At 62.0% G+C, this 22790-nt stretch carries 23 protein-coding genes and 1 tRNA gene; 17 read left to right on the top strand and 7 right to left on the bottom strand.

All coding sequences use genetic code 11. From position 1 onward, the window contains the following. Nucleotides 1-63 precede the first annotated feature (63 nt). Together J2X76_RS03125 and J2X76_RS03120 are read left to right on the top strand one after the other, a co-directional pair. Nucleotides 64-140: transfer RNA gene (locus tag J2X76_RS03125), tRNA-Pro, on the top strand. Between the two features lie 279 nt (nucleotides 141-419). Next, entirely contained in the window at nucleotides 420-1445 is a 1026-nt protein-coding gene (locus J2X76_RS03120) for a LacI family DNA-binding transcriptional regulator (protein ID WP_310213031.1), read from the top strand. 66 nt (nucleotides 1446-1511) lie between these two features. Here J2X76_RS03120 and cysN read toward each other — a convergent pair whose 3' ends face one another. The 3 genes from cysN to J2X76_RS03105 are packed head-to-tail and all read right to left on the bottom strand — an operon-like array spanning nucleotide 1512 to nucleotide 4772. Next, the gene (gene cysN, locus J2X76_RS03115; RefSeq protein ID WP_310213028.1) at nucleotides 1512-3011 is read right to left on the bottom strand and encodes a sulfate adenylyltransferase subunit CysN; all 1500 of its coding nucleotides are present in this window, start codon (nucleotides 3009-3011) and stop codon (nucleotides 1512-1514) included. Nucleotide 3012: 1 nt separating this feature from the next. Further along, nucleotides 3013-3966, bottom strand: a complete 954-nt coding sequence (cysD, locus tag J2X76_RS03110; RefSeq protein ID WP_113130580.1) for a sulfate adenylyltransferase subunit CysD — start codon at nucleotides 3964-3966, stop codon at nucleotides 3013-3015. 35 nt (nucleotides 3967-4001) lie between these two features. Beyond that, nucleotides 4002-4772: a phosphoadenylyl-sulfate reductase gene (locus J2X76_RS03105; RefSeq protein WP_310213022.1), complete on the bottom strand. Its 771-nt coding sequence runs from the start codon at nucleotides 4770-4772 to the stop codon at nucleotides 4002-4004. 360 nt (nucleotides 4773-5132) lie between these two features. Between J2X76_RS03105 and J2X76_RS03100 the strand changes: the two genes are divergently transcribed. Next, nucleotides 5133-5588, top strand: coding sequence for an Rrf2 family transcriptional regulator (locus J2X76_RS03100; RefSeq protein WP_046607259.1), 456 nt, complete (start codon nucleotides 5133-5135; stop codon nucleotides 5586-5588). On the opposite strand, the gene J2X76_RS03095 is transcribed toward J2X76_RS03100, so the two are convergent. Beyond that, nucleotides 5566-6366, bottom strand: coding sequence for a carbon-nitrogen hydrolase family protein (locus J2X76_RS03095; protein ID WP_310214692.1), 801 nt, complete (start codon nucleotides 6364-6366; stop codon nucleotides 5566-5568). The two genes, J2X76_RS03100 and J2X76_RS03095, sit on opposite strands and share 23 nt — an antisense overlap. 323 nt (nucleotides 6367-6689) lie before the next feature. Here J2X76_RS03095 and J2X76_RS03090 point away from each other — a divergent pair, with 323 nt between their 5' ends. From J2X76_RS03090 to J2X76_RS03055, 8 genes are all read left to right on the top strand, one after another. Next, complete coding sequence (locus J2X76_RS03090; protein ID WP_113130583.1) at nucleotides 6690-7736, top strand: sulfate ABC transporter substrate-binding protein; 1047 nt, start codon at nucleotides 6690-6692, stop codon at nucleotides 7734-7736. A gap of 13 nt (nucleotides 7737-7749) precedes the next feature. After that, nucleotides 7750-8607, top strand: a complete 858-nt coding sequence (gene cysT / locus J2X76_RS03085; RefSeq protein WP_113130584.1) for a sulfate ABC transporter permease subunit CysT — start codon at nucleotides 7750-7752, stop codon at nucleotides 8605-8607. Further along, nucleotides 8600-9478: a sulfate ABC transporter permease subunit CysW gene (gene cysW / locus J2X76_RS03080; RefSeq protein ID WP_310213014.1), complete on the top strand. Its 879-nt coding sequence runs from the start codon at nucleotides 8600-8602 to the stop codon at nucleotides 9476-9478. The genes cysT and cysW overlap by 8 nt, the downstream gene beginning before the upstream one ends. A 15-nt stretch (nucleotides 9479-9493) precedes the next feature. Next, nucleotides 9494-10531 carry a sulfate/molybdate ABC transporter ATP-binding protein gene (locus tag J2X76_RS03075; protein WP_310213011.1) on the top strand — a complete coding sequence of 346 codons (1038 nt, stop codon included), beginning with the start codon at nucleotides 9494-9496 and terminating at the stop codon, nucleotides 10529-10531. 230 nt (nucleotides 10532-10761) lie between these two features. After that, the gene (locus tag J2X76_RS03070) at nucleotides 10762-12081 is read left to right on the top strand and encodes a phosphatidylglycerol lysyltransferase domain-containing protein (protein WP_113130587.1); all 1320 of its coding nucleotides are present in this window, start codon (nucleotides 10762-10764) and stop codon (nucleotides 12079-12081) included. Further along, nucleotides 12078-13439, top strand: a complete 1362-nt coding sequence (locus J2X76_RS03065) for an AcvB/VirJ family lysyl-phosphatidylglycerol hydrolase (protein WP_310213008.1) — start codon at nucleotides 12078-12080, stop codon at nucleotides 13437-13439. The genes J2X76_RS03070 and J2X76_RS03065 overlap by 4 nt, the downstream gene beginning before the upstream one ends. A 93-nt stretch (nucleotides 13440-13532) precedes the next feature. Then, nucleotides 13533-13808, top strand: a complete 276-nt coding sequence (locus J2X76_RS03060; protein WP_113130589.1) for a YlcI/YnfO family protein — start codon at nucleotides 13533-13535, stop codon at nucleotides 13806-13808. Then, nucleotides 13805-14104 (top strand): type II toxin-antitoxin system RelE/ParE family toxin, encoded by a 300-nt coding sequence (locus J2X76_RS03055; protein WP_310213003.1) that lies wholly within the window; start codon nucleotides 13805-13807, stop codon nucleotides 14102-14104. The genes J2X76_RS03060 and J2X76_RS03055 overlap by 4 nt, the downstream gene beginning before the upstream one ends. On the opposite strand, the gene betA is transcribed toward J2X76_RS03055, so the two are convergent. Continuing rightward, the gene (betA, locus tag J2X76_RS03050) at nucleotides 14105-15754 is read right to left on the bottom strand and encodes a choline dehydrogenase (RefSeq protein ID WP_310213001.1); all 1650 of its coding nucleotides are present in this window, start codon (nucleotides 15752-15754) and stop codon (nucleotides 14105-14107) included. It abuts the gene before it with no gap. Nucleotides 15755-15804: 50 nt separating this feature from the next. On the opposite strand from betA, the gene J2X76_RS03045 reads away from it, so the two are divergent. Then, nucleotides 15805-16050 carry a type II toxin-antitoxin system RelE/ParE family toxin gene (locus J2X76_RS03045; protein WP_113283687.1) on the top strand — a complete coding sequence of 82 codons (246 nt, stop codon included), beginning with the start codon at nucleotides 15805-15807 and terminating at the stop codon, nucleotides 16048-16050. A gap of 3 nt (nucleotides 16051-16053) precedes the next feature. Next, the gene (locus tag J2X76_RS03040; protein ID WP_310212997.1) at nucleotides 16054-16407 is read left to right on the top strand and encodes a helix-turn-helix transcriptional regulator; all 354 of its coding nucleotides are present in this window, start codon (nucleotides 16054-16056) and stop codon (nucleotides 16405-16407) included. Nucleotides 16408-16414: 7 nt separating this feature from the next. On the opposite strand, the gene betB is transcribed toward J2X76_RS03040, so the two are convergent. Both betB and betC read right to left on the bottom strand, forming a co-directional pair. Next, nucleotides 16415-17878: a betaine-aldehyde dehydrogenase gene (gene betB / locus J2X76_RS03035; RefSeq protein WP_310212994.1), complete on the bottom strand. Its 1464-nt coding sequence runs from the start codon at nucleotides 17876-17878 to the stop codon at nucleotides 16415-16417. 1 nt (nucleotide 17879) lies between these two features. Then, nucleotides 17880-19403 carry a choline-sulfatase gene (gene betC / locus J2X76_RS03030; protein ID WP_310212991.1) on the bottom strand — a complete coding sequence of 508 codons (1524 nt, stop codon included), beginning with the start codon at nucleotides 19401-19403 and terminating at the stop codon, nucleotides 17880-17882. Between the two features lie 155 nt (nucleotides 19404-19558). Here betC and J2X76_RS03025 point away from each other — a divergent pair, with 155 nt between their 5' ends. The 4 genes from J2X76_RS03025 (at nucleotide 19559) to J2X76_RS03010 (ending at nucleotide 22789) form a co-directional block, all read left to right on the top strand. Further along, nucleotides 19559-19855 carry a type II toxin-antitoxin system RelE/ParE family toxin gene (locus J2X76_RS03025; protein ID WP_113283691.1) on the top strand — a complete coding sequence of 99 codons (297 nt, stop codon included), beginning with the start codon at nucleotides 19559-19561 and terminating at the stop codon, nucleotides 19853-19855. 6 nt (nucleotides 19856-19861) lie between these two features. Further along, nucleotides 19862-20170 carry a HigA family addiction module antitoxin gene (locus J2X76_RS03020; RefSeq protein ID WP_113283692.1) on the top strand — a complete coding sequence of 103 codons (309 nt, stop codon included), beginning with the start codon at nucleotides 19862-19864 and terminating at the stop codon, nucleotides 20168-20170. Between the two features lie 90 nt (nucleotides 20171-20260). Further along, nucleotides 20261-20809: an HdeD family acid-resistance protein gene (locus J2X76_RS03015; protein WP_310212986.1), complete on the top strand. Its 549-nt coding sequence runs from the start codon at nucleotides 20261-20263 to the stop codon at nucleotides 20807-20809. Nucleotides 20810-20983: 174 nt separating this feature from the next. Further along, nucleotides 20984-22789, top strand: a complete 1806-nt coding sequence (locus J2X76_RS03010; protein WP_113130599.1) for a bifunctional diguanylate cyclase/phosphodiesterase — start codon at nucleotides 20984-20986, stop codon at nucleotides 22787-22789. The last annotated feature ends 1 nt before the right edge of the window (nucleotide 22790 follow it).

Raw genomic sequence — 22790 nt, 5'->3', positions numbered from 1 at the left:
ATATTTTTCATGAGCGGTGCTTGTGCAATGAAAAATGCTGGTCTATAGAGGCGCCGCTGGTCACGGAGTGTAGCGCAGTCTGGTAGCGCACCACGTTCGGGACGTGGGGGTCGAGTGTTCGAATCACTCCACTCCGACCAGTCGATCCTTGGTTTCCCAAGCGATTTCTTTTCCCGAAAAGCTTTCACCGCGAAACCATAGTCCAGCGGACACGCTGAACGGCCGATTACTTCGGGATGGCCGCTTTGGGTCGGTCTTATCCACAACCTGCACTTTGACGGGACGAGAATATACTAGGTCCGGCCATGCCGTTGCGGCATCATGGCGGCAGGAACGTGAAACTTGTCGAAAGACCTCCCGGCTCGGAAACCGCCTCCCGCGGTAGCCCGTGCCGGCAGTGGGAGGAGGCCGCAGAACGGATGCCGCCCAGACGCGCCAGATCGGAACGGGTGACCCTGCTCGACGTCGCCAACGTCCTCGGGATCAGCGCGATCACCGTTTCCCGCGCCCTGCGCGAGCCGGAAAAGGTGTCCGAGCCGCTCCGCATGAAGATCCTCTGCCAGGTTGAGCAGATGGGTTATGTGCCCGATCTTGCGGCGCGGGCGCTCGCAAGCCGCCACAACGGCATTATCGGGGTGCTGGCGCCGGCGCTGACCAACCATGCCTATCTGGCCATCATGAACGGTATCGAGGAGCGGGTGCGCGATACGGATCTGCGCATCCAATATGCCAATACCAATCACGATCCCGATGAGGAATACCGCCAGGTCAAGCTTTTCCTGTCGCAGCATCCGGCCGGCATTCTCCTGACGGGATTGCAGGACCAGCGGGTCAGCGATCTGCTTGCGCTTGCGCCGTGCGCGGTGGTCCAGATCGTCGATGTCAACCTGACGTTTTCGGGTATCGCCGTCGGCATCAATCATCGCGAGGCGGCGGTGGCGGCAACCCGCCATCTGCTGGCCTGCGGCTATCGCCGCGTCGGGCTGATCGGCGGCAGCCGCGATCTTCGTGCCCAGCGGCGGCACGAGGGTTATGCGCTGGTGATGCGGGAGGCCGGCCTCTACGATCCGGGCCTGGTCATGAGCGAACACAGGCAGACGAGCGTGCAGCTCGGCTGCGATCTCATGAAGCGGCTGCTGGAGGTCGCGCCGGATGTCGACGGTGTATTCTGCCAGAACGACGATCTGGCGCTCGGTGCCCTGTTCGAGGCCCGCAGAGCCGGCCTGCGGGTGCCGGAGGATTTCGGGATCTGCGGTTATAACGACCTGGAATTCGCGCTCTGCGCCGAGCCGAGGCTGACGACCATTCGTGTGCCCCGTTTCGAAATGGGCTATCGCGCCGCCGATCTCATCATCCGGGCCGTCAATGACGAATGCCTGCCCGGCCGCGTCGTCCAGCTGCCGTTCGATCTCATCCAGCGCGGCTCGACCCGGTCGCTGGCCTGAAACGCGGATCCCGCGACGAAAAAAGGGCCTTTCGGCCCTTTTTCCATGCCCTGTCGATCAAAACGATCAGATATCGCCGCCGGCATTGGAGAACAGCTCCGCCGCCTGCTTGGCCGTCATCCGCTTGACCTCGGTCTCGTCGCGCCGGTTGGCGAACAGCTCGCTCGCCATCAGCTGTTCGGCAAGATCGGCCGGCAGCGACAGCACGACGCGCTGATCTTCGCGATGAATGCCGCCGATTTCGGCGCGCTTTGCGGTGATCATGCCGCCCGCCACCGTGTTCAGCGTATCCGGGTCTATCAGGATGAAGGCGCCGGTCGAGCGGTTCTGGTCGTAGGCGTCGAACACCGCCAGCTCCTCGAAGGAGAGGCGCACTTTGCCGATCGCGTTCATCGCAAGCGTCGAGGCATGCGGCTGCCATTTGCCGGTCGCAAGCTCGAGCTGGCTGATCGGCTCGACGGCGACGCGCTGGCGGCGCGAACCGCTCTTCAGCCAGTAGCGCTTTCCGGGCTCGATGCCGCCCGGCTGCAGCGACACGAGCTGGGCGTCGAAATGGTGGCCGGTCATCGGCTGGCCGTCGAGCGAGACGATCAGGTCGCCGCGCGCCACATCGACCTGCCGGTCGAGGACGAGCGTGATCGCGTCGCCCGCAACGGCGGCATTACGCACGAGGTCGAAAGTGACGATCTGTTTGACATTGGCGACCGTGCCGGAGGGCAGGATGACGACCGAGTCGCCCGGCTTCACCGAGCCGCCGGCAACCGTCCCCTGATAGCCGCGAAAACTCTCGCCCGGACGGACGACGCGCTGCACCGGCAGGCGGAAGCCGCCGGCCTGGGTGGAGCGCACCGTCGCAAGCTCCAGCGCTTCGACCAGCGTCGGGCCGTCATACCAGGGCATCGAGGTTTCGCCGGGATAAACGACGTTCTCGCCCTTCAAGGCCGACACCGGGATCGCGGTGATCTGGCGCACGCCGAGCGACAGGGCGAATTCGCGGAAATCGTGGGAGATCCGGTCGAACACGGCCTTGTCGTAGTGGACGAGGTCGATCTTGTTGACGGCCAGCACGAACTGGCGGATGCCCATCAGCGCCGCGATCGTCGCATGCCGGCGGGTCTGTTCCAGCAGGCCGGCGCGGGCGTCGGCCAGCAGGATGGCGAGATCGGCGGTCGAGGCGCCGGTCGCCATGTTGCGGGTATACTGTTCATGGCCGGGCGTGTCGGCGACGATGAACGAGCGCCGGTCCGTCGAGAAATAGCGATAGGCGACGTCGATCGTGATGCCCTGCTCGCGCTCGGCCTGCAGGCCGTCGAGCAGAAGGGCGAAGTCCGGCAGGCCGAGGTCGTTCTGCTGGCCCGAGTCGCGGGCAAGCGTCGCCGCCTGGTCTTCCTTGACCGCCTTGGTGTCCCAGAGCAGGCGGCCGATCAGCGTCGACTTGCCGTCGTCGACCGAGCCGCAGGTGATGAGGCGCAGCGGACGGGTGTCGCGCACGGCCTTCAGGGGCTCTGCGAAGGGCAGGATGGTCGCCGAGGCGGCCTGTGCGGAGGATTGTGCGGGAGCGGTCATCTCAGAAATATCCTTCGCGCTTCTTCTTTTCCATCGAGCCGGACTGGTCGCGGTCGATGGCGCGGCCTTGGCGTTCGGAGACGGTGGCGATTTCGAGCTCGGCGATCACCTCTTCGAGGTTGGAGGCCGTCGAGCGGATGGCGCCGGTCAGCGGGAAGCAGCCGAGCGTGCGGAAACGGATCATGCCCTGCTGCACGGTTTCGCCGGGCTTGAGTTCGAGCCGCGGGTCCTCGGCGAGGATCATCATCCCGTCGCGCTCCACATAGGGGCGTTCGGCGGCGTAATAGAGCGGCACGAGCGGGATGTCCTCCGCCTGGATATAGCGCCAGATATCGACCTCGGTCCAGTTGGAGAGCGGGAAGGCGCGCACGCTTTCGCCCTTGCGGATCATGCCGTTATAGACGTTCCAGAGTTCCGGGCGCTGGTTGCGCGGGTCCCATTTGTGGTCCGGCGTGCGGAAGGAATAGATGCGTTCCTTGGCGCGCGAGGCCTCCTCGTCGCGCCGCGCGCCGCCGAAGGCCGCGTCGTAGCCGCCGGCATCGAGCGCCTGGCGCAACGCCTCGGTCTTCATGATGTCGGTATAGAGCGCCGAACCGTGGCTGAAGGGGGTGATGCCTTCCTCGGCGCCGCGCGGATTGGTGTGGACCACCAGGTCGAGATCGTATTTCTCGGCGATCTCGTCGCGGAACTCGATCATCTCCTTGAACTTCCACGTCGTATCCACGTGCAGAAGCGGGAAGGGGACGCGGCCGGGATAAAAGGCCTTGCGGGCGAGATGCAGCAGGACGGATGAATCCTTGCCGATCGAATAAAGCATGACCGGCTTTTCGAATTCCGCCGCCACCTCGCGGAAAATATGGATCGCTTCGTTTTCGAGAGCCTTCAGATGCGGATCGAGCGGCGGTCTGGAAACGGGCGGGTTCTTCACTTCCGTTTCCTGTACTGACAAGGGCATTTCGGTCTCCGGGTAGTCAAACAAACATAAAGGGCTTAGCTGGCCTGGGGGACAGGTTCTGCGGCGGGCTGAGCGGCGTTTTCCGGCACATGCAGGCCGCATTCACGCTTCTCGTCGTTTTCCCACCACCAGCGGCCGGCGCGCTCGGGCTCGCCGGGCTTGATGGCGCGGGTACAGGGCTCGCAGCCGATCGACGGGTAGCCGCGCTTGTGCAGCGGATTGACCGGAATCGCTTGCCGCTCGACATGCGCGTTGATCGTGTCGATGTCCCAGTCCGCCAGCGGGTTGATCTTGATCAGGTTGCGCTCGGCGTCGTATTCGGCAAACGGCGTCGTGGCGCGATTGCCCGACTGGCCGCGACGAAGACCGGTGACCCACACGTCGGCGCCCGCCAGAGCCTTGGCAAGAGGCTTCAGCTTGCGCACATGACAGCAGGCATGGCGGGCTTCGACGCTGTCGTAGAAGCCGTTGAGGCCGTATTGCGCGGCATATGCGTCCACGTCGTCCTGTTCCGGCCGGAAGCGGCGGATATCGATGCCGTAGCGCTCCTCGGTTTCTCCGATCAGATCGACGGTTTCCTGGAACAGCCGGCCTGTTTCGAGCGTCGAGACTTCGATGGGCAGGCGGTGGGTGCCGATCGCCGCTGATATCACCTGGTCCTCGATGCCAAGCGAGGTGGTGAACACGGCGTGGCCGAGTTCGGCGGCAAGCGCCAGACGGCCGGCAAGATCGAGGCTTTCGAGTTTCGCGTCGAGAGTGGCGGCCAGTTCCAGACGGTCCCGGCCGGCGGCGTCGTGCAGTGTCATGGGTCTTCTTCCGTGAGCGATTGCTTGATTATTCAGATTTCGCGCGCGCAAGAACAGGAAAACCCGTTTCTTCCCATGGTGATGCGGAGCAAATATCTCTCCAAAGCGGCGTTCACACAGAAAACCTGCCGCCTTAACCAAAAGTGACCGATTTAATCCCCGGAAACCCCTGCATTGGTTTGTATTTTTTCGTGATTTGAGCTATTGCGGGAACATGTCTCCGGGGCGCTGTTTCCCCTGGCGGGCATGCACCCTTTGAGCGCCCTCCCGGCGCCCTTCTGGATGCCCCAACGAAGCTGAAGTGAGCGGCGCCGTGAGGACCATTTGCCTTGCGGCGGCGCTATTGTCGATGGTTGCGTGATGATATCCCAGAAAGCGAAATACGCCCTTCGGGCCCTGGCCGCCCTTGCGCAGGCCGATCCCGAGGCGCCGATGCTGATTTCCGAGATTGCCCTTCAGCAGAGCATTCCGAAGAAATTCCTGGAACAGATTCTGCTCGACCTGAAACGCTCCGGCATCGTCGTTTCCCGGCGCGGCAAGCAGGGCGGTTATCTCCTCCTGAAACCCGCCGATGCCATCACCTTCGGCGAAGTCCTGCGCCTGGTCGACGGCCCGATCGCGCCGCTGCCCTGCCTGTCGCAGACCGCCTACCGCAAATGCGAGGATTGCGACGGCGAGCACCTGTGCGAGATCCGCCACGTCTTCGCCCGCGTCGCCGACGCGACCCGCGACGTGCTGTTCAACACCACCATCGCCGATGCGGTCGAAGGTGCCGGCGACACCAAGGCGCCGGTCAGGGAATTGCTGACGGCGTGACGGATCGGGGCGGGCATTCGCATGCCTCCCCCATGCCGGACCCGGCCAGCGGGATATCGAAGACCAGCAGGCCTGTTTTTTCCAGCGGCAGCTGCGCAGCAACCTCGCCCTCGGGATCGAGGACTGCCGTTGGCCCCCATGCGATACGCCCGTCGCGTTCACCGGTTATGTCGGACGACACCAGCCAGAGACCGGTCTCCCGGCATCTTTGAGCTCTCACCGCATTGTGCACCTCCCTGAAAAGCTCGGCTTTCGGCCGTGCCATCATGTTGTTGGCTGCACAGACAAGAAGCGAAGCTCCAAGCTCGGATACCTTTCGCGCCGCCTCGGGAAAGTTGGTATCGTAGCAGATGTTGATCCCGAAGCGCAGGCCGTCGACCTCGAAGATAGGGGTCTCGGTTCCTGCGGCGAAAGCCGCCTCTGCGTCCAGCAGATGGGCCTTTCGATAGCGCCCGATGACGTCGCCGTGCCTGATCACCAGCGCGGTGTTGAACAGTCGCCCCGCTTCCGCCTCGATCATGCCGACAACGATCGTCACCGCGGTCTTCGGCAGCCGGCGCAGGATGGCCTCGAATTCTTGCGAGGAAAGGTCAAGTGCAACTCGGCGCGCAGATGTTTCGTCGATCAGATATCCCTGCAGGAAGCCTTCAGGAAAGCAGAGCAGGCGGGCGTCCTGGGCCGCGGCCTGTGCGGCGACGTCAACGATGCAAGCCAGCGCTGCGTCGATATCCTCTCGGTATTCGCAGGTTTGGGCCGCGGCGATCCGAACGGTCTTCATCGGCAAGCTCCGGATGCTGGGTGTTGATGGCCGGCTCAATTGACCGGGATTCGCGGCGGATGTCAGTTGGTTTTTGGAGGTCAGCATCGGGGTGTCCGAAGAAAAAGACCTCATAACCCGTACCGAAAGACCGATTGCGGCCGGATTGTGATTTTGCAAACCGGCGATTTGCCGACGTGGCCATTCTGCCCATCCGGCGAGGGTTAATGCTTTCTTTGTCGCCTCGACCGGCCAAAGGGAAACAGTTTTGCCTTCTTCCTGCCCTCGATTGACTAAGACGACCCAACCGATAGAGTTTCGGCAGAACCACAGGAGGGAACTTGATGTTCAATTTTGCCCCGGGATTGGGCCGGCGACTGGGTACCCGTTTGGGCGCCGTCGCACTCGGTCTGTCCCTGACGGTCGGGATCGTCGCGCCGGCTTTTGCCGAAAGCCAGCTTCTCAACGTCTCCTACGATCCGACCCGCGAGCTCTACAAGGATTTCAACGTCGCCTTCGCCAAATACTGGAAGGCCCAAGGGGGAGAGGACGTGACGATCCGCCAGTCGCATGGCGGTTCCGGCGCGCAGGCCCGCTCCGTCATCGATGGTCTTGAGGCCGATGTCGTGACGCTGGCGCTCGAAAGCGACATCAACGCGATCGAGAAGGCCGGCAAGATCAAGGCCGGCTGGCGCGACCGCCTGCCGAACCATGCATCGCCCTATACGTCGACGATCGTCTTCCTCGTCCGCAAGGGCAATCCGAAAGGGATCAAGAACTGGGGCGACCTGGTGAAGGGCGACGTGTCGATCGTCACGCCGAACCCGAAGACCTCGGGCGGCGCCCGCTGGAACTATCTTGCCGCCTGGGCCTGGGCGAACGAGGAATACAAGGGCGATCAGGCCAAGATCAAGGCTTACGTCGGCGAACTCTACAAGCGCGCCCCCGTCCTCGACACCGGCGCCCGCGGCTCGACGGTCACCTTCGCGCAGCGCCAGATCGGCGACGTGCTGCTCGCCTGGGAAAACGAGGCCTATCTCGCCGGTGAGGAATTCGGCAAGAACGCCTTCGACATCGTCGTGCCGCCGATCTCGATCCTTGCCGAGCCGCCGGTCGCGGTGGTCGATGCGACCGTCGATGCCAAGGGCACCCGCAAGCAGGCCGAGGCCTACCTGCAATATCTTTATTCCGATGAAGGCCAGAACATCGCGGCGAAGCACTTCTATCGTCCTTCGAAGCCGGATGTGGTAAAGCCGGAACTCCTGAAGGCGCTGCCGAATATCAAGCTCGTCACCATCGACGATCCGATCTTCGGCGGCTGGAAGAAGGCGCAGCCCGAACATTTCGGTGACGGCGGCATTTTCGACCAGATCTACAAGCCCGGTAAGTAAGTCGGAATATTAGATGATCCATAACGCCACAGCCGCACCGGCAAAGTGGCGACTGAAGCAGCCGAGCATCATCCCGGGTTTCGGGTTGACGCTCGGCTTTTCGCTCGCCTACCTGTCGCTGATTATCCTGATCCCCGTTGCCGGCCTGCTTTGGCGCACCGCCGGGCTTGGTTGGAGCGGGTTTTTTGCCGTTCTGACCGACAAGCGGACGCTCGACGCACTATATATATCCTTCGGCACGGCCTTCGTGGCCGCGCTGGTCAATGTCGTGTTCGGCGTGGTCGTCGCCTGGGTGCTGACGCGCTACAATTTCCCCGGCCGCCGGCTGATCGATGCGATCGTAGACCTGCCGTTCGCGCTGCCGACGGCGGTTGCCGGCATCGCGCTCGCAGCGCTTTATGCGCCGAACGGCTGGGTCGGTTCGTTGTTCATGCCGTTCCGCATCGCGTTTACGCCGCTCGGCATCGTCGTGGCGCTGGTCTTCATCGGCCTTCCCTTCGTGGTGCGCACCGTGCAGCCGGTCATGGAGGAGCTGGACCGGGAGGTGGAGGAAGCCGCAGCCACCCTCGGCGCCAATCGCTTCCAGACGATCTCGCAGGTGATCCTGCCGGGATTGACGCCGGCAATCCTTACCGGGTTCGCGCTGGCCTTCGCCAGGGGCGTCGGCGAATACGGCTCTGTCATCTTCATCGCCGGCAACATCCCTTACGTCTCCGAAATCGCCCCGCTCTTGATCGTCATCCGGCTGGAGGAGTTCAATTATGCGGGTGCGACGGCGATCGCCACCATCATGCTGATCATCTCCTTCGCGATGCTCTTCGTCATCAACCTCATCCAGGCCTGGAACCGAAGGAGATACGGCAATGTCTGAAGACACCCGTTCCGCGCTCGGCGGGCCGCCGGCCTTCCGCAATCCCGCCGACGAGCGGCCGCTCGCAAAGATCCTGCTGATCGCGCTGGCGTTGGTTTTCCTCGCCTTCTTCCTGCTCCTGCCGCTGGTATCCGTTTTCGTCGAGGCCTTCCGCAAGGGCGGCGAGGCCTATTACGAGGCGCTGATCGAGCCCGACGCGGCCGCGGCGATCCGCCTGACGTTGCTGGTGGCGGCGATTTCCGTTCCGCTCAACCTCGTCTTCGGGCTCTGCGCCTCCTGGGCGATCGCCAAGTTCGAGTTCAAGGGCAAGGCCTTCCTGATCACCCTGATCGATCTGCCGTTCTCGATCTCGCCGGTCATTTCCGGCCTTGTCTACGTGCTGCTGTTCGGGTCCAACAGCCTGCTCGGCCCCCTGTTGAAAAGCCAGGGGATCACCATCCTGTTTGCCGTGCCGGGCATCGTGCTCGCCACCGTCTTCGTCACCTTTCCCTTCGTCGCGCGCGAGCTGATCCCGCTGATGGAGGACCAGGGCACCGGCGACGAGGAGGCGGCCCTGTCGCTCGGCGCATCCGGCTGGCAGACCTTCTGGTACGTGACGCTGCCGAACATCAAATGGGGCCTGCTTTACGGCGTGCTCCTCTGCAATGCCCGCGCCATGGGCGAGTTCGGCGCCGTTTCGGTGGTTTCGGGCCATATCCGCGGGCTCACCAACACCATGCCGCTGCATGTGGAGATACTCTATAATGAGTATAACTTCGTCGCGGCCTTCGCGGTGGCCTCGCTGCTGGCCTTGCTGGCGCTTGTCACCCTTGCATTGAAAACCCTTCTCGAACTTCGGTTCGGTGCCGGCGCTGCCGGCGGCAGGCATTGAAAGGTCTGAGAATAGATGGAAGTCACCATCAACAATATCCGCAAGGAATTCGAACGTTTCCCGGCGCTGAACGACGTGTCGCTGAAGATCGCGTCCGGCGAGCTGATCGCGCTGCTCGGCCCTTCCGGCTCCGGCAAGACGACGCTGCTGCGGCTGATTGCCGGCCTCGATTTCCCGACCTCGGGCAAGATCTTCTTCGGCGATCAGGACGCCTCGCATCATTCGGTGCAGGAGCGCAATGTCGGTTTCGTCTTCCAGCATTATGCGCTGTTCCGGCATATGACGGTCGCCGAGAATATCGGCTTCGGCCTCAAGGTCCGGCCGGCCGGCAGCCGCCCGCCCAAGGCGGAAATCCGCCGCCGTGTCTCCGACCTCCTGGAAATGGTTCAGCTCGGCGGGCTCGACAAGCGTTATCCGAACCAGCTGTCCGGCGGCCAGCGCCAGCGCGTGGCGCTCGCCCGCGCCATGGCGATCGAGCCGCGTATCCTGCTGCTCGACGAACCGTTCGGCGCTCTCGACGCCAAGGTGCGCAAGGAACTGCGCCGCTGGCTGCGCGAATTTCACGACCGCACCGGCCACACCACCATCTTCGTCACCCACGATCAGGAAGAGGCGCTTGAGCTTGCCGACCGGGTGGTGGTCATGAGCCAGGGCAGGATCGAGCAGGTCGGCTCGGCCGACGATGTTTATGACCGGCCGGGCTCCCCCTTCGTGTTCTCCTTCATCGGCGAGTCATCGCAGCTTCCGGTTGAGGTGAAGGGCGGCAACACGCTTTTCCAGGGCCAGCCGATCGGCATTGCGGAGACGGGCGACGGCGCAGGCGAGCTGTTCTTCCGGCCGGAGGACGTGACGCTCATCGACGCGCCGGACGCGCTGTTCGGCAAGGTCACCGCCTGCCGCCGCCTGGCCGGCACCCGCATCGCCGAAATCGACATCGCCAATCAAGGCCATGCGCCCTACCATGTCGAGATCGAGGTGCCGTTGCATACGCCGATCGAGCTCGGCAGCGAAGCGCGTTTCCGTCCGACCCGCTGGAAGGTCTTCCGCCGCTAGGATTCTCGCATCCTGAAGCTGAGATGGGCCGCCCGCGCACGCGCGGGTCTGCGTCGGAACGCAAAAAAACGCCTTGCGGGGCTTTTGTGCGTGACGTTTTTACCCTAATCACGGAAAGTTTTTCAAAATTGATATGCGTCAATTTTTGATTTGCAATGAACGGGTAAGAACCTCACGGGCGCAGGCCCTGACGGACGCTTGCGTAACGTTCTTTCTGTGACGGGTAACCAATGGCAGACTTTGCCCACCTCGACGACACCTCCGAGCCGGTATCCGGCTCGCCGGCAAAGCATTCGGCCATGGAGGCCGTGTCGATGGGGAGGGTGCTGGTCGATCGCCTGACACCCGACACCGGCATTCTGCTGTTTTTCGGTCTTTTCCTGTTCGTGATCGCCCTCGGCGTCAATCTTTTCCTGGAAGAAAGCCTGGCGAGGCTGGGCTGGAGCCTGCTTCTGTCGAACAGCGACATCCACGCGCCGACCGGCCTGGCGCTGACGCTGCTGATCGGCACGCTCGCCACCAACCGGCTGCGGCGGCCGCGCCGCTGCCGCAAGCCGCCGGCGGGCGACGAAATGAACCGCGCCATCGAAATCCTTGCCACGCAGCCAAATGCGAGTGCCGGCCTCGTGCGCATCGGCGACAAGAAGATCCTGTTCTCCGACTGCGGCAAGGCTTTCATCATGTACGCCCAGCAGGGTCGTTCCTGGATTGCCCTGTTCGATCCGGTCGGTGACCGCAAGGCCTGGTCCGGGCTGACGCTGAATTTCATGGAACAGGCCCGCAAGGCCGGGTGCCGCGCGGTTTTCTATCAGGTCTCGCCGGATTTCCTGCCGCTCACCGTCGAAGCCGGACTGAAACCCTACAAGCTCGGCGAGCAGGCGGTCGTCGATCTGACCAGGTTCGATCTCAAGGGCGGCGCCTGGCTGAAGCTGCGCCGGTCCATCAACCGCGCGGAACGCGACGGCCTGCAATTCTCCATGCTGAAACCAGAGGACGTGCCGGAGGTTCTCGATGAACTGCTCTCGGTTTCCAGTACCTGGCTCGATGCCCAGAACGCCGCCGAAAAGGGCTTCTCGCTCGGCACTTTCCAGCCGCATTATGTCGCGGCCGGCCCGGTTGCCATCATCCGCCTCGAAGGCCGCATCGTCGCTTTCGCCAATATTCTGTCGGTCGCGTCCGACGGAGACGCTTTCATCGACCTGATGCGGCATATTCCCGATACCCATCGCGGCATGATGGACCTGCTCTTCGTGCGCATCATGGAACATATGAAGGCGCAGGGTTTTCGCACCCTCAATCTCGGCATGGCGCCGCTTGCCGGCCTCTCGACCCACAACAAGGCTCCGCTCTGGAACCATGTGGGCGAACGGATCTTCCGCAACGGCGAGCGCTTCTACAATTTCCGGGGCGTGCTGGCGTTCAAGTCCAAGTTCGATCCGGAATGGCAGCCGCGTTATCTCGTCGTCTCCGGCCGCGGCATGCCGGTCATTTCGATGCTCGACATTACCATGTTGATCGGCGGCGGGCTGAAGGGCATCCTTCGCAGATGAAGCTTCTGCCGATCATTTTTGCCGGCATCACGCTGGTCGCTGCCATTGTCAACATTGTCTCGGATCCGCCGCTCAAGACCAAAAGCCTGCCGACCGACCGGATTTCCTTTCCCGACGGCAAGCCGACCGGCATCGTGGTGCTGCTTTCGGGCGGAGAGGGCTGGACGGACCGCGAGGAGCAGACCTCCGACGCCCTGACCAGCAACGGCGCGCTGGTGGTCGGCGTGGATATCCGCGACTATTATCAGGCGCTCGAAAAAGAGCGGGACGACTGTCTCTATCTGGTTTCCGATATCGAGACCGTGTCGCATCAGCTGCACCGCTCCGCCGGTATCGTCAACTACCACCCGCCGGTCGTGGCGGGCATCGGCGATGGAGCGACGCTGGCGCTCGCGATCGCCGCCCAGACGCCGGATTCGACGATCGCCGAAACGCTCGCCATCGATCCCCAGACCACCATTCCGCTTTCGACCATTCTCTGCACTCCGGCCCCCAAAACGCCCGTCCCCGGCGGCACGGTCTATGGCCTGACGGAGGGCGACCTGCCCAATCCGGTCCGGGTCGTTTTCAGCCCGGCGGCCGACGCGGCAGGCCGCCTCCATGCCGAGGACCTGAAGGCCGTCCATCCGGCAATCGAATTCCGGCAGACCGCCCAGGGCGCAGACGTAGCCCTGCTGGAAAATGCATCCGGCATCGTCCGGCGCTTGTCCCATTCCGCTTCGCCGCTCAACCTGCCGATCGTGCCGATCCACGCGACGCCCAAGCACGACACGATGGCGATCATCTATTCCGGCGACGGCGGCTGGCGCGACATCGACCAGCAGCTCGGGGCCTATCTGAAGGAAGAGGGCATTCCGGTCGTCGGCGTCGATGCGCTGCGCTATTTCTGGAGCGAACGGACGCCCGAACAGACCGCCGTCGACCTTTCCCATATCATCAAGTCCTACCGAAAGCGGTGGAACGTCGATAACGTTCTGCTGATCGGTTATTCCTTCGGCGCCAACGTCCTGCCGGCCACCTACCGGCTTCTGCCGGAAGCCGACAAGCAGGCGATTTCGCTCGTCTCGCTTCTGGCGCCGTCGCATCATGCGGATTTCGAGATCGACGTCAGCGGCTGGCTCGGTTTTACCGGAACTGGCAAATACGGCGATCCGGTCGATGATCTGCGCGAGGTCGAGCCGTCCAAGATCCAGTGCATCTATGGCCTCAAGGAAAAGGACAGCGCCTGTCCGGCCATCCAGGAGATCCGCGGCGCTCAGGTCCTGGCCCGCGAAGGCGGCCATCATTTCGACGGCGACTACCGCGCCCTCAACCGCCTGATCGTGGATCGGGCCGTGGCGCTGATGGCGACGAACTGACAGAGGCTGCCTGACCGCGTTTGGTGGGTTTGCTTGATCAACGCCTATATTCCATGCATATTGCATCGCAAATGCAACGCATGGAGCGATAACATGAAAACCGCGACCATTCCTTCCCTTCGCGTCGATCCTGAACTGCGTGCGGCTGCCGAGAGCGTGTTGAAAAAAGGCGAAACGCTTTCGGCTTTCGTCGAGAACTCGTTGCGGGCTCAGATCAACTTTCGGCAGACGCAGGCCGAGTTCATCGCGCGGGGACTGGCCTCCCTGGCTGAGGCGGAACGAACAGGCGTCTACTATTCCTCCGAAGAGGTTCTGGGCGAACTGAAGGGTATGCTCGAAGCCAAACGAGCAGAAAACCGCTCTAAATGACATATGCGGTCAAGCTAACCGAAAGGGCGCGTGGAGATCTAAAACGCCTTTATGCGTTTATGCTCGATCGCGATGAGGCGGCGGCTGCACGTGCGCTCGACGCCATCACACAGTCAATGGAATTGCTTCAGGAGTTTCCGTTCAGCTGTCGCAAGGCTCCCGGCGAAAACTCGCTTCTCAGGGAGCTCCTCGTCCCCTTCGGCTCATTCGGTTATATCGTCCTCTTCAGGATCGACGATAACAAGACGGTCACGATTGCCGCCGTCCGCCATCAGCGAGAAGACGACTACCACTGATCACCGGTCGCTCACCATCGCCCTCGGATTGACCCAGGGCTCCTGGTTGCTGCGGGGAAGGGGCGTCCTGCCGAGAATATGATCGGCCGCCTTTTCGCCGGTCATGATCGAGGGGCCGTTCAGGTTGCCGTAGGTCACATGCGGGAAGATCGACGAGTCCGCGACACGCAGGCCCTCGATGCCGATCACCCGGCATTCCGGATCGACAACGGCCGTGGGGTCGTCGGCGCGGCCCATGCGGCAGGTCCCGCAGGGATGATAGGCGCTCTCCAGGTGTTCGCGCAGGAAGGCGTCGATCTGGTCGTCGGTCTCGACCTGCTCGCCCGGCTGGATTTCCGGACCGCGATACTGGTCGAATGCCTTTTGGGAAAAGATCTCCCGGGTCAGGCGCACGCAGTGGCGGAATTTCTCCCAGTCCTCGGGATGGCTCATGTAGTTGAAGCGGATCACCGGATCGGCCTTCGGATCGGGTGATCGCAACGTCACGTTCCCGCGCGATTTCGACAGGTTGTAGCCGACATGCACCTGGAATCCGTGGCTTTTCGCCGCCGCACGGCCATCGTAGGAAATCGCCACCGGCAGAAAATGATACTGGATATCCGGCTGGCTGAGGCCGGCGCTCGAGCGCAGGAAAGCGCAGGCCTCGAACTGGTTCGACGCGCCGAGACCGCCCTTCGAAAGCAGCCATTGCGCTCCCACGACGCCCTGCCAGAACCACGGCAGCCAGGAATAGAGCGACACCGGCTTGGTCGAAACCTGCTGGAAATAGAATTCCATATGGTCCTGCAGGTTGGCGCCGACGCCCGGCCGGTCCGCCTTCACTTCGATCCCCATCTCTTTCAGGTGGTCCGCCGGCCCGATGCCCGACAGCATCAGCAGTTTCGGCGAGTTGAACGAGGAGGCCGCGACGATCACCTCGCGATTGGCGCGGATCACCTCGCCGACGCCGCGACGAAAAACCTCGACGCCGGTGGCACGGCCGTTCTCGATGACGATCTTTTGCGCGAAACCATAGACGATCTCGACATTTTTGCGCTTCAATGCCGGCTTCAGATAGGCGTTGGCGGCGGACCAGCGGCGGCCGTTGTGGATCGTCTGTTCCATCAGCCCGAAACCCTCCTGTTTCGAGCCGTTATAGTCCTGCGTCATTTCGAACCCGGCCTGGGAGCCCGCCTGGATGAAGGCGTGGAAGAGCGGGTTGGTCACCGGTCCGCGCTTTACATGCAGCGGCCCGTCCGTGCCGCGCCAGCCTTCCTCGCCGCCATGGGAATGCTCCATGCGCTTGAAATAGGGCAGCACATCCGCATAGGCCCAGCCCTGCGCGCCAAGCTCCTCCCAACGGTTGTAATCCTCGGCATGACCCCGGACGTAAACCAGCCCGTTGATCGACGACGACCCGCCGATCACCTTGCCCCGTGGCGCGGTGATGCGGCGATTGTTGAGGTTCGGCTCGGGCTCGGAAAGATAACCCCAGTTGTAGCGTTTCATGCTCATCGGCCAGGCGAGCGCCGCCGGCATCTGGATGAACGGCCCGAAATCCGAGCCGCCCGCCTCGATGACGATCACCGAATTTTTGCCGTCTTCCGACAGGCGGTAAGCCATGGCGGAACCCGCCGAGCCGGAACCGATGATGACGTAATCTGCCTGCATGGCTTCAATCCCTGATTGCGTTAATTATAGCTATTAGCTATATTGATGCGATGAAGCCGGTGGATTATTCTAAGGTCGCGCTGAAAAGCCTGAGCCGGATGCAGCCGAAACGTCAGGCTGCGATCAAGGCAAAGGTCGACGCGTTTGCCCGTGGTGAAAAGGTCGATCTCAAGAAGCTGGTCGGCAGTCCACTCGTTCGTATCCGCGTCGGCGACGACCGTGTCATCATTGATGAGCAGGTGAACCTCGTCCTGGTCATCGATGTCGGACCCAGGGGCGGCATCTACAAGGAGTAATTCATGGGTGTTTTCAACAGGACGGTCATCGACGGCAAACCTTTCGTCCTGGTGCCGGAGGAAGAGTTCGAGGACATGATGGATATCATCGCCGCCAAAGATATCATGGCACGGGTCGCGGCCGGCGAAGAGACCTGGCCGGCCGAACTTGTCTACGCACTGCTCGAAACCGATAGCCGTATCCGAACCTTCCGTACCTACAGAAAGATGACCGTTTCGGAACTTGCCGAGGCGGCAGGTATCTCTCAACCTTATCTTTCCGAGATCGAGGCCGGCAAGAAGAACGGTTCCATCGATGTTCTGAAGCGCATAGCCGCTGCTCTCAGCGTCGATCTCGACGATCTGGTGGTCGACTGAAGCCATTTCAATACGGCGCCTCGACCTTGCCCATGCCCACATAGACCGTCTTCAACTCGGAATAATGCTCCAGCGCGGCCAATGAATTCTCCCGCCCAAACCCCGACTGTTTCGAGCCGCCGAAGGGGATTTCTACCGGGCAGAGATTGTAGGTATTGATCCACAGCGTGCCTGCCTCGAGCTGGTCGACGACCCGATGGCCGCGCGTCAGGTCCGAGGTGAACACACCGCCCGACAGACCGAATTCCGTGCCGTTGGCCCGCGCGATCACCTCGGCTTCGTCGTCGAAATCGAGCACGCACATGACCGGACCGAAAATCTCCTCGCGCGCGATCGTCATCTCGTCGGTCACGTCCGCGAAGACGGTCGGCTGAACGTAGTATCCTTCGCCGGTCACATGGTTCGGAATGCCGCCGCCGGTGATAAGCGTCGCGCCCTCGGCCTTGCCCTTGTCGATATAGGACAGCACCTTCTGGCGCTGGTCGAACGAAACCATCGGGCCCAGCTGCGTCGCCTCGTCCATCGGATCGCCGATCACCATGTTTTCGGTGCGGGTCTTGAGGCGGGCCAGGAAGGTCTCCTTGATACTCCGCTGTACGAAGACGCGGGTGCCGTTGGAGCAGACCTGGCCGGTCGAATAGAAATTGCCGAGCATGGCCCCGCCGATCGCCGAGTCGATGTCGGCATCGTCGAAAACGATCAGCGGCGATTTGCCCCCGAGCTCCATCGTCACATGCTTCAAGCTGCCGGCCGCCGCTGCCGCCACCTTGCGGCCGGTCGGCACCGAGCCGGTCAGCGACACCTTGGCGACGTCGGGATGGTTGACCAGCAGCGGCCCGGTCGTCCGGTCGCCCTGGATGACGTTGTAGAGCCCCTTCGGCAATCCCGCTTCGATGAGGATTTCGGCGATCTTCAGCGCCCCTAGCGGCGTGTTTTCCGACGGCTTGAAGACCATGGCATTGCCGCAGATCAGCGCCGGCGCGCCCTTCCAGCAGGCGATCTGCTGCGGATAGTTCCAGGCGCCGATACCGACGCAGACCCCGAGCGGCACCCGCTTCGTATAGGCAAAGTCCTGCCCCAGCGGAATGTAACTTCCGTTGAGTCCAGCCGCTGCGATACCCCCGAAGAACTCGAAACTGTCGGCGCCCGAAGCCGGGTCGGCGACGATCGTCTCCTGGATCGGCTTGCCGGTATCGAGCGTTTCCAGCTCGGAAAGTTCGCGATTGCGCTCACGCATAATGTCGGCGGCGCGTTTGAGGATGCGGCCGCGGGCGGTCGGGCTCATCGCGGCCCATTCCGGCTGCGCGCGCTTGGCCGCCGCGATCGCCTGCTCGACGATCGCGGGCGTTGCCGCATGCAGCCGGGCGATCACCTCGCCGGTCGCCGGATAGAGGCTTTCGATGACGGTGCCGTCGGTATCCTCGACATATTCGCCGTCGATGAAATGGCTGGCGATCGGCTGGGCTTTCATCTCATTCTCCGCGCGGATAGCGTTTGGATTCCTCGAGATTGTCGAGGTTCATGTGGTTGCGCATGTAGCGCTCGGATGCTTTCTGCAAGGGCTGGTGGTCCCAGGGGTAATAGGCGCCGTTGCGCAGCGCCTCATAGACCACCCAGCGCCGGGCCTGGCTTTCGCGCACGGCGGCGTCGAAAGCGCCCATGTCCCACCGCTCCTCGCGCTGACGCCGGAAGAGAGCGACCACTTCGGCAAAATCGGGATCGCCGGCGAGATTGTTGAGCTCCTTCGGATCGCTGTCCAGATCGAACAACTGGTCCGGATCGAGCAGGCAATGGATATATTTCCACTTGCCCTCGCGGATGGCGACGAGCGGCGCATAGGAACCTTCGGCCGCATATTCCATCAGCACCGGGCTGGTGCGGGCAGCACCCTCCATCATCGGCTTCAGGCTCTCGCCGTCCGTCCAGGGCTTGATCTCATCCATCGAAATGCCGGCCAGATCGCAAAGTGTCGGCGTTACGTCGAGGTTGGAAACCGGCGCCAGATGCAGACCGGCGGGAACGCCGGGGCCTGCGATCATCAGCGGTACGCGCGCCGAACCTTCGAAGAAGTTCATCTTGAACCACAGCCCGCGCTCGCCGAGCATATCGCCATGATCGGAGCAGAACAGGACGATCGTGTCGTCCAGCATCCGTGTCCGCGTCAGCGTATCGATCAGCTCTCCGACCTTCTCGTCGATATAGGAAATGTTGGCGAAATAGGCCCGCCGCGAACGGCGCACATTCTCTTCCGTCACGTCGAAATTCTTGTAGTCGCAGGAAAAGATGATCCGTTTCGAATGCGGATCCTGCTCGTCGAGCGGGATCGTCCCCACTTCGGGCAGCAGGTGCTCGCAATCCTCGTAGAGATCCCAGAACTTCTTCCGCGCCACGTAGGGGTCGTGCGGATGGGTGAAGGAGACCGTCAGGGCCCATGGGCGCCGCTCGTCGTCGTCTCTTTCGCGGGCAAGGTGATAGAGTTTCTGGTTGGCGAGGAAGGCGACCTCGTCGTCATATTCGATCTGGTTGGTGATTTCCGCGACGCCGGCGCCGGTCACCGAACCGAGATTGTGATACCACCAGTCGATCCGTTCGCCCGGCTTGCGATAATCCGGCGTCCAGCCGAAATCGGCCGGATAGATATCGGTCGTCAGCCGTTCCTCGAACCCGTGCATCTGGTCCGGCCCGACGAAATGCATCTTGCCCGAAAGCGCCGTGTAATAACCGGCGCGGCGCAGGTGGTGCGCGAAGGTCGGGATCGACGAAACATATTCGGCGGCATTGTCATAGACCCGCGTCCGGCTCGGCAATTGCCCGGCCATGAACGAGGCGCGCGCCGGCGCGCAGAGCGGCGAGGAGGTGTAGTTGTTGACGAACCGCGCGCCGCGCGCCGCGAGCGCCTTGAGATTGGGCGCATGCAGGAACGAAGCCGGCCCATCCGGAAACAGCGTGCCGTTCAGTTGGTCGACCATGACGATAAGGATGTTGGGCTTGGTCATGGCAGGTGTCTTCCTCACAGGCGGTATGGTCTCCAGAGTGAGTTATTTTTGATCGTCATGGCAATCAAGAAGCGATTGCGAACCTTCCTGTCCCAAAAGCGCGCCATTGGACTTTTGTACCAAGGTGTGGTACATAGGGACAATCAGGGGGCGTCATGATCACGAGTTTTCGAGATGGGTGGCTGCACGCCTTCTACGTCGAAGACGTTCACTCCAGAAGGATTTCGCCGGATATCGAAAATCGGCTGTTTCGTAAACTCCAGATGATCGATGATGCGGTAACCGACCAAGATTTGCGAGTTCCGCCAAGCAACCATTTCGAAAAACTGCGTGGTAACCTCGAAGGATACGGCTCGATACGGATCAATAAGCAGTGGCGTCTAATATTCCGATGGAATGGCGCTAGCGGCGAGGCTAGTGATCTCTATCTCGACGATCATGGCTATAGGTGAGGCACAATGCTGACGACCAAGCGTAAACCGGTAACGGTCGGCGAAATCCTCGTCGAAGAATTCATGGAACCTATGCGCCTCACCCAGGCAGCATTGGCGGAAGCTATGGGAGTGCAGCGCAAGCATGTCAACGAACTCTGCAACGATCGTCGGAGCGTGACCGCCCCGACCGCGCTCATCCTGGCGCGGGTGTTTGGCAACAGTCCGGATTTTTGGCTGAATATCCAGCGGCGCAACGATCTGTGGGCAGCGATGCACGACCCCAGGGAGCTTGAGCGGATCGAGCGCGCCCGCCCACTCCATGATGCCGCGTGATCAACCTGCTAGGCCATTGACCCGGATCAAGCCCGCTCCACATCCTATCCGCTAGGTTCGGGTGAGGCTTTGGCAAAAAGGGGCTTGGCCATGACGTTCGGTCTGGATGCACCGTCGGTCTCGACGGTCCGCGACAAGTGGGGCTGGTTTCTCGCTCTCGGCATTCTGCTGCTGCTCTTCGGTTTTATCGCGCTCGCCAATCTCTTCGTGGCGACCGTCGCCTCAGTCTTCTACATCGGCATGATGATGCTGGTCGGCGGCATCGCCTATCTCGTCCACGCCTTCCAGGTGAAGGGCTGGGACCATATCCTGTTCTGGGCGGCAAGCGGCATCCTTTACATGATTGCCGGCCTGCTTGCCTTTTGGAATCCGGCGCTGACCGCTGTCATCGTCACCTTCTTCATGGCGGCGGCGCTGATCGTCGCGGGCATCTTCCGCACCTGGGTCGGGTTCAAGATGCAGCCGATGCGCGGGTCCGGCTGGGTGATTTTCGGCGGCGTCATAACCGCACTTGCGGGCCTGGTCATCGCGCTCGGCTGGCCGGTCAACAGCCTCTGGATCCTAGGCTTGTTCTTGGCAATCGACCTTGCGATGCAGGGCTGGGCCTTGATCGCGGTAGCGCTTGCGGCCAAGGGCTGAAGCACGCCAAAGTTGCCGCTAAGTCTCTCAAATATTGTATAAAAATGGCATTTCTCGTCATAAAACTTTCATCCAACCTTCACGTTCGCGAAAGGTATTTTTGACCAATTTCCGGGAACCTGACAGTCGTGTTTTAGGCGTGTTTTAGGCCATTGCGCAGTGGAGTAATGAGTAATGTCGTCTGCGGCCATCTTGGAACCGGGCGTTTTTCGTCGGTACGCGAGTGACCAGCTTGTCACCCTCGCGAAGCTGGTTCTCGAAAATGCCTTTCAGCCGATCGTCGAAGTCGGCACCGGTTCGGTCTTCGGTTACGAATCTCTGCTGCGCGGCCAGGAGCGGATCGGCTTCTCGTCGCCGATCGCGCTGCTCGACGAAGCCCAGGACACCGGTCAGCTTCTGGCGCTCGAACAGATGATGTCGACCCGGGCACTTGCGAAATTCGCGAGCCTACCGGATTTCTCCTCCCAGACGCTGTTCCTCAATCTCGATGTGCGGCTCATCCGCCACGGCCACTATTTCCTCGAAAAGGTCGTACAGCACCTACGCAAGGCCAATATCGCCCCATCTTCCGTCTGTTTCGAGTTCTCCGAGCGTTTCGACAATACCAGCGTGCCGGAATTCGCCGATCTGGTCACCCAGATGCGCAAGGAAGGCTTCAAGCTGGCGATCGACGATTTCGGCGTCGGCCATGGCGAGATGAAGCTGCTCTGCGACTATCCGGTCGACTATCTGAAGATCGACCGCCATTTCGTCGCCGGCATGGACGAGAACCCGCGCAAGCGCCACCTGGTCAAGAACATCGTCGGCATGGCTCACGTGCTCGGCATCCGCGTCATCGCCGAGGGCATCGAGACGGAAGCGGAATTCCTCGCCTGCCGCGAATATGGCGTCGATCTCGTCCAGGGCTGGTTCATCGCCCGGCCGACCACCTTCATCTCCGAGCTGCAGCCGTCCTTTCCCTATCTCGCCGATATCGGCCGCACCCGCCGCTCCAGCCAGTCGCTCGACGAAATCCTCATCCGCAAGCAGATCGAGAACCTGCCGACGGTCTACGAGAACCAGAGCATAGACAGCATCTTCGAGCTGTTCCGCCGCAATCCGCGCCAGGCCTTCTTCCCGGTGCTGAACGCCAATGGCGAGCCGCGCGGCGTCATCAACGAGTATCATCTGAAGGAATATATCTATCAGCCCTTCGGCCGCGATCTCCTGAAGAACAAGGTCTATGAACGCTCGATCTCGCATTTCGTCGATCGCGCCCCGATCGTCGGCCTGGATGCGGAAGCCGAGGAACTGATGAGCCTGTTTGCCAATATGGAAAACAGCGCCTGCGTCATCCTCACCGAAAACATGCGTTATGCCGGCGTGGTGTCCGCGGCCTCGCTGATCAAGGTCATCAACGAAAAGCAGCTGAAGATCGCCCAGGACCAGAACCCGCTGACCGGCCTGCCGGGCAACCGCGCCATCCGCGACTTCATGCAGGAAACCGGCCGCGACGACGACGAGACCCGCTTCTTCTGCTATTGCGACTTCGACAACTTCAAGCCGTTCAACGACCATTACGGCTTCCAGATGGGCGATCACGCGATCTCGCTGTTTGCCGCCCTGATGAAGCGGTATTTCTTCTCCGACGGCGATTTCCTCGGCCATGTCGGCGGCGACGATTTCTTCATCGGCGTGCGCGACTGGACCCGCGACGAGCTGAACGAGATCCTCGAACGCCTGCTTTCCGATTTCCACGACGACGTGGTCGAGCTCTATTCCCCGGAAGAGCGGGCCGCCGGCAAGATCCGGGGCCACGACCGCTCCGGCGCCGAGCGGGATTTCCCGCTGCTGCGCTGCTCGATCGGCGTGCTCGAACTGCCCCAGGGCCTGCTGCTCGACGATGTCGGCCGCATCGGCTCGGAAATCGCCGCCGTCAAGGCGGAAGCCAAGGAAAATGAGCGCGGTCTGGTTTTCGCGAGTTTCGGCGAGACAAAATGAC

The organism is Neorhizobium sp. 2083 (genome assembly GCF_031455615.1).
Classification (GTDB): Bacteria; Pseudomonadota; Alphaproteobacteria; order Rhizobiales; family Rhizobiaceae; genus Neorhizobium.
The sequence above is the reverse complement of the archived record's forward strand: the minus strand, read 5'-3'. Positions and strand labels throughout refer to the sequence as shown.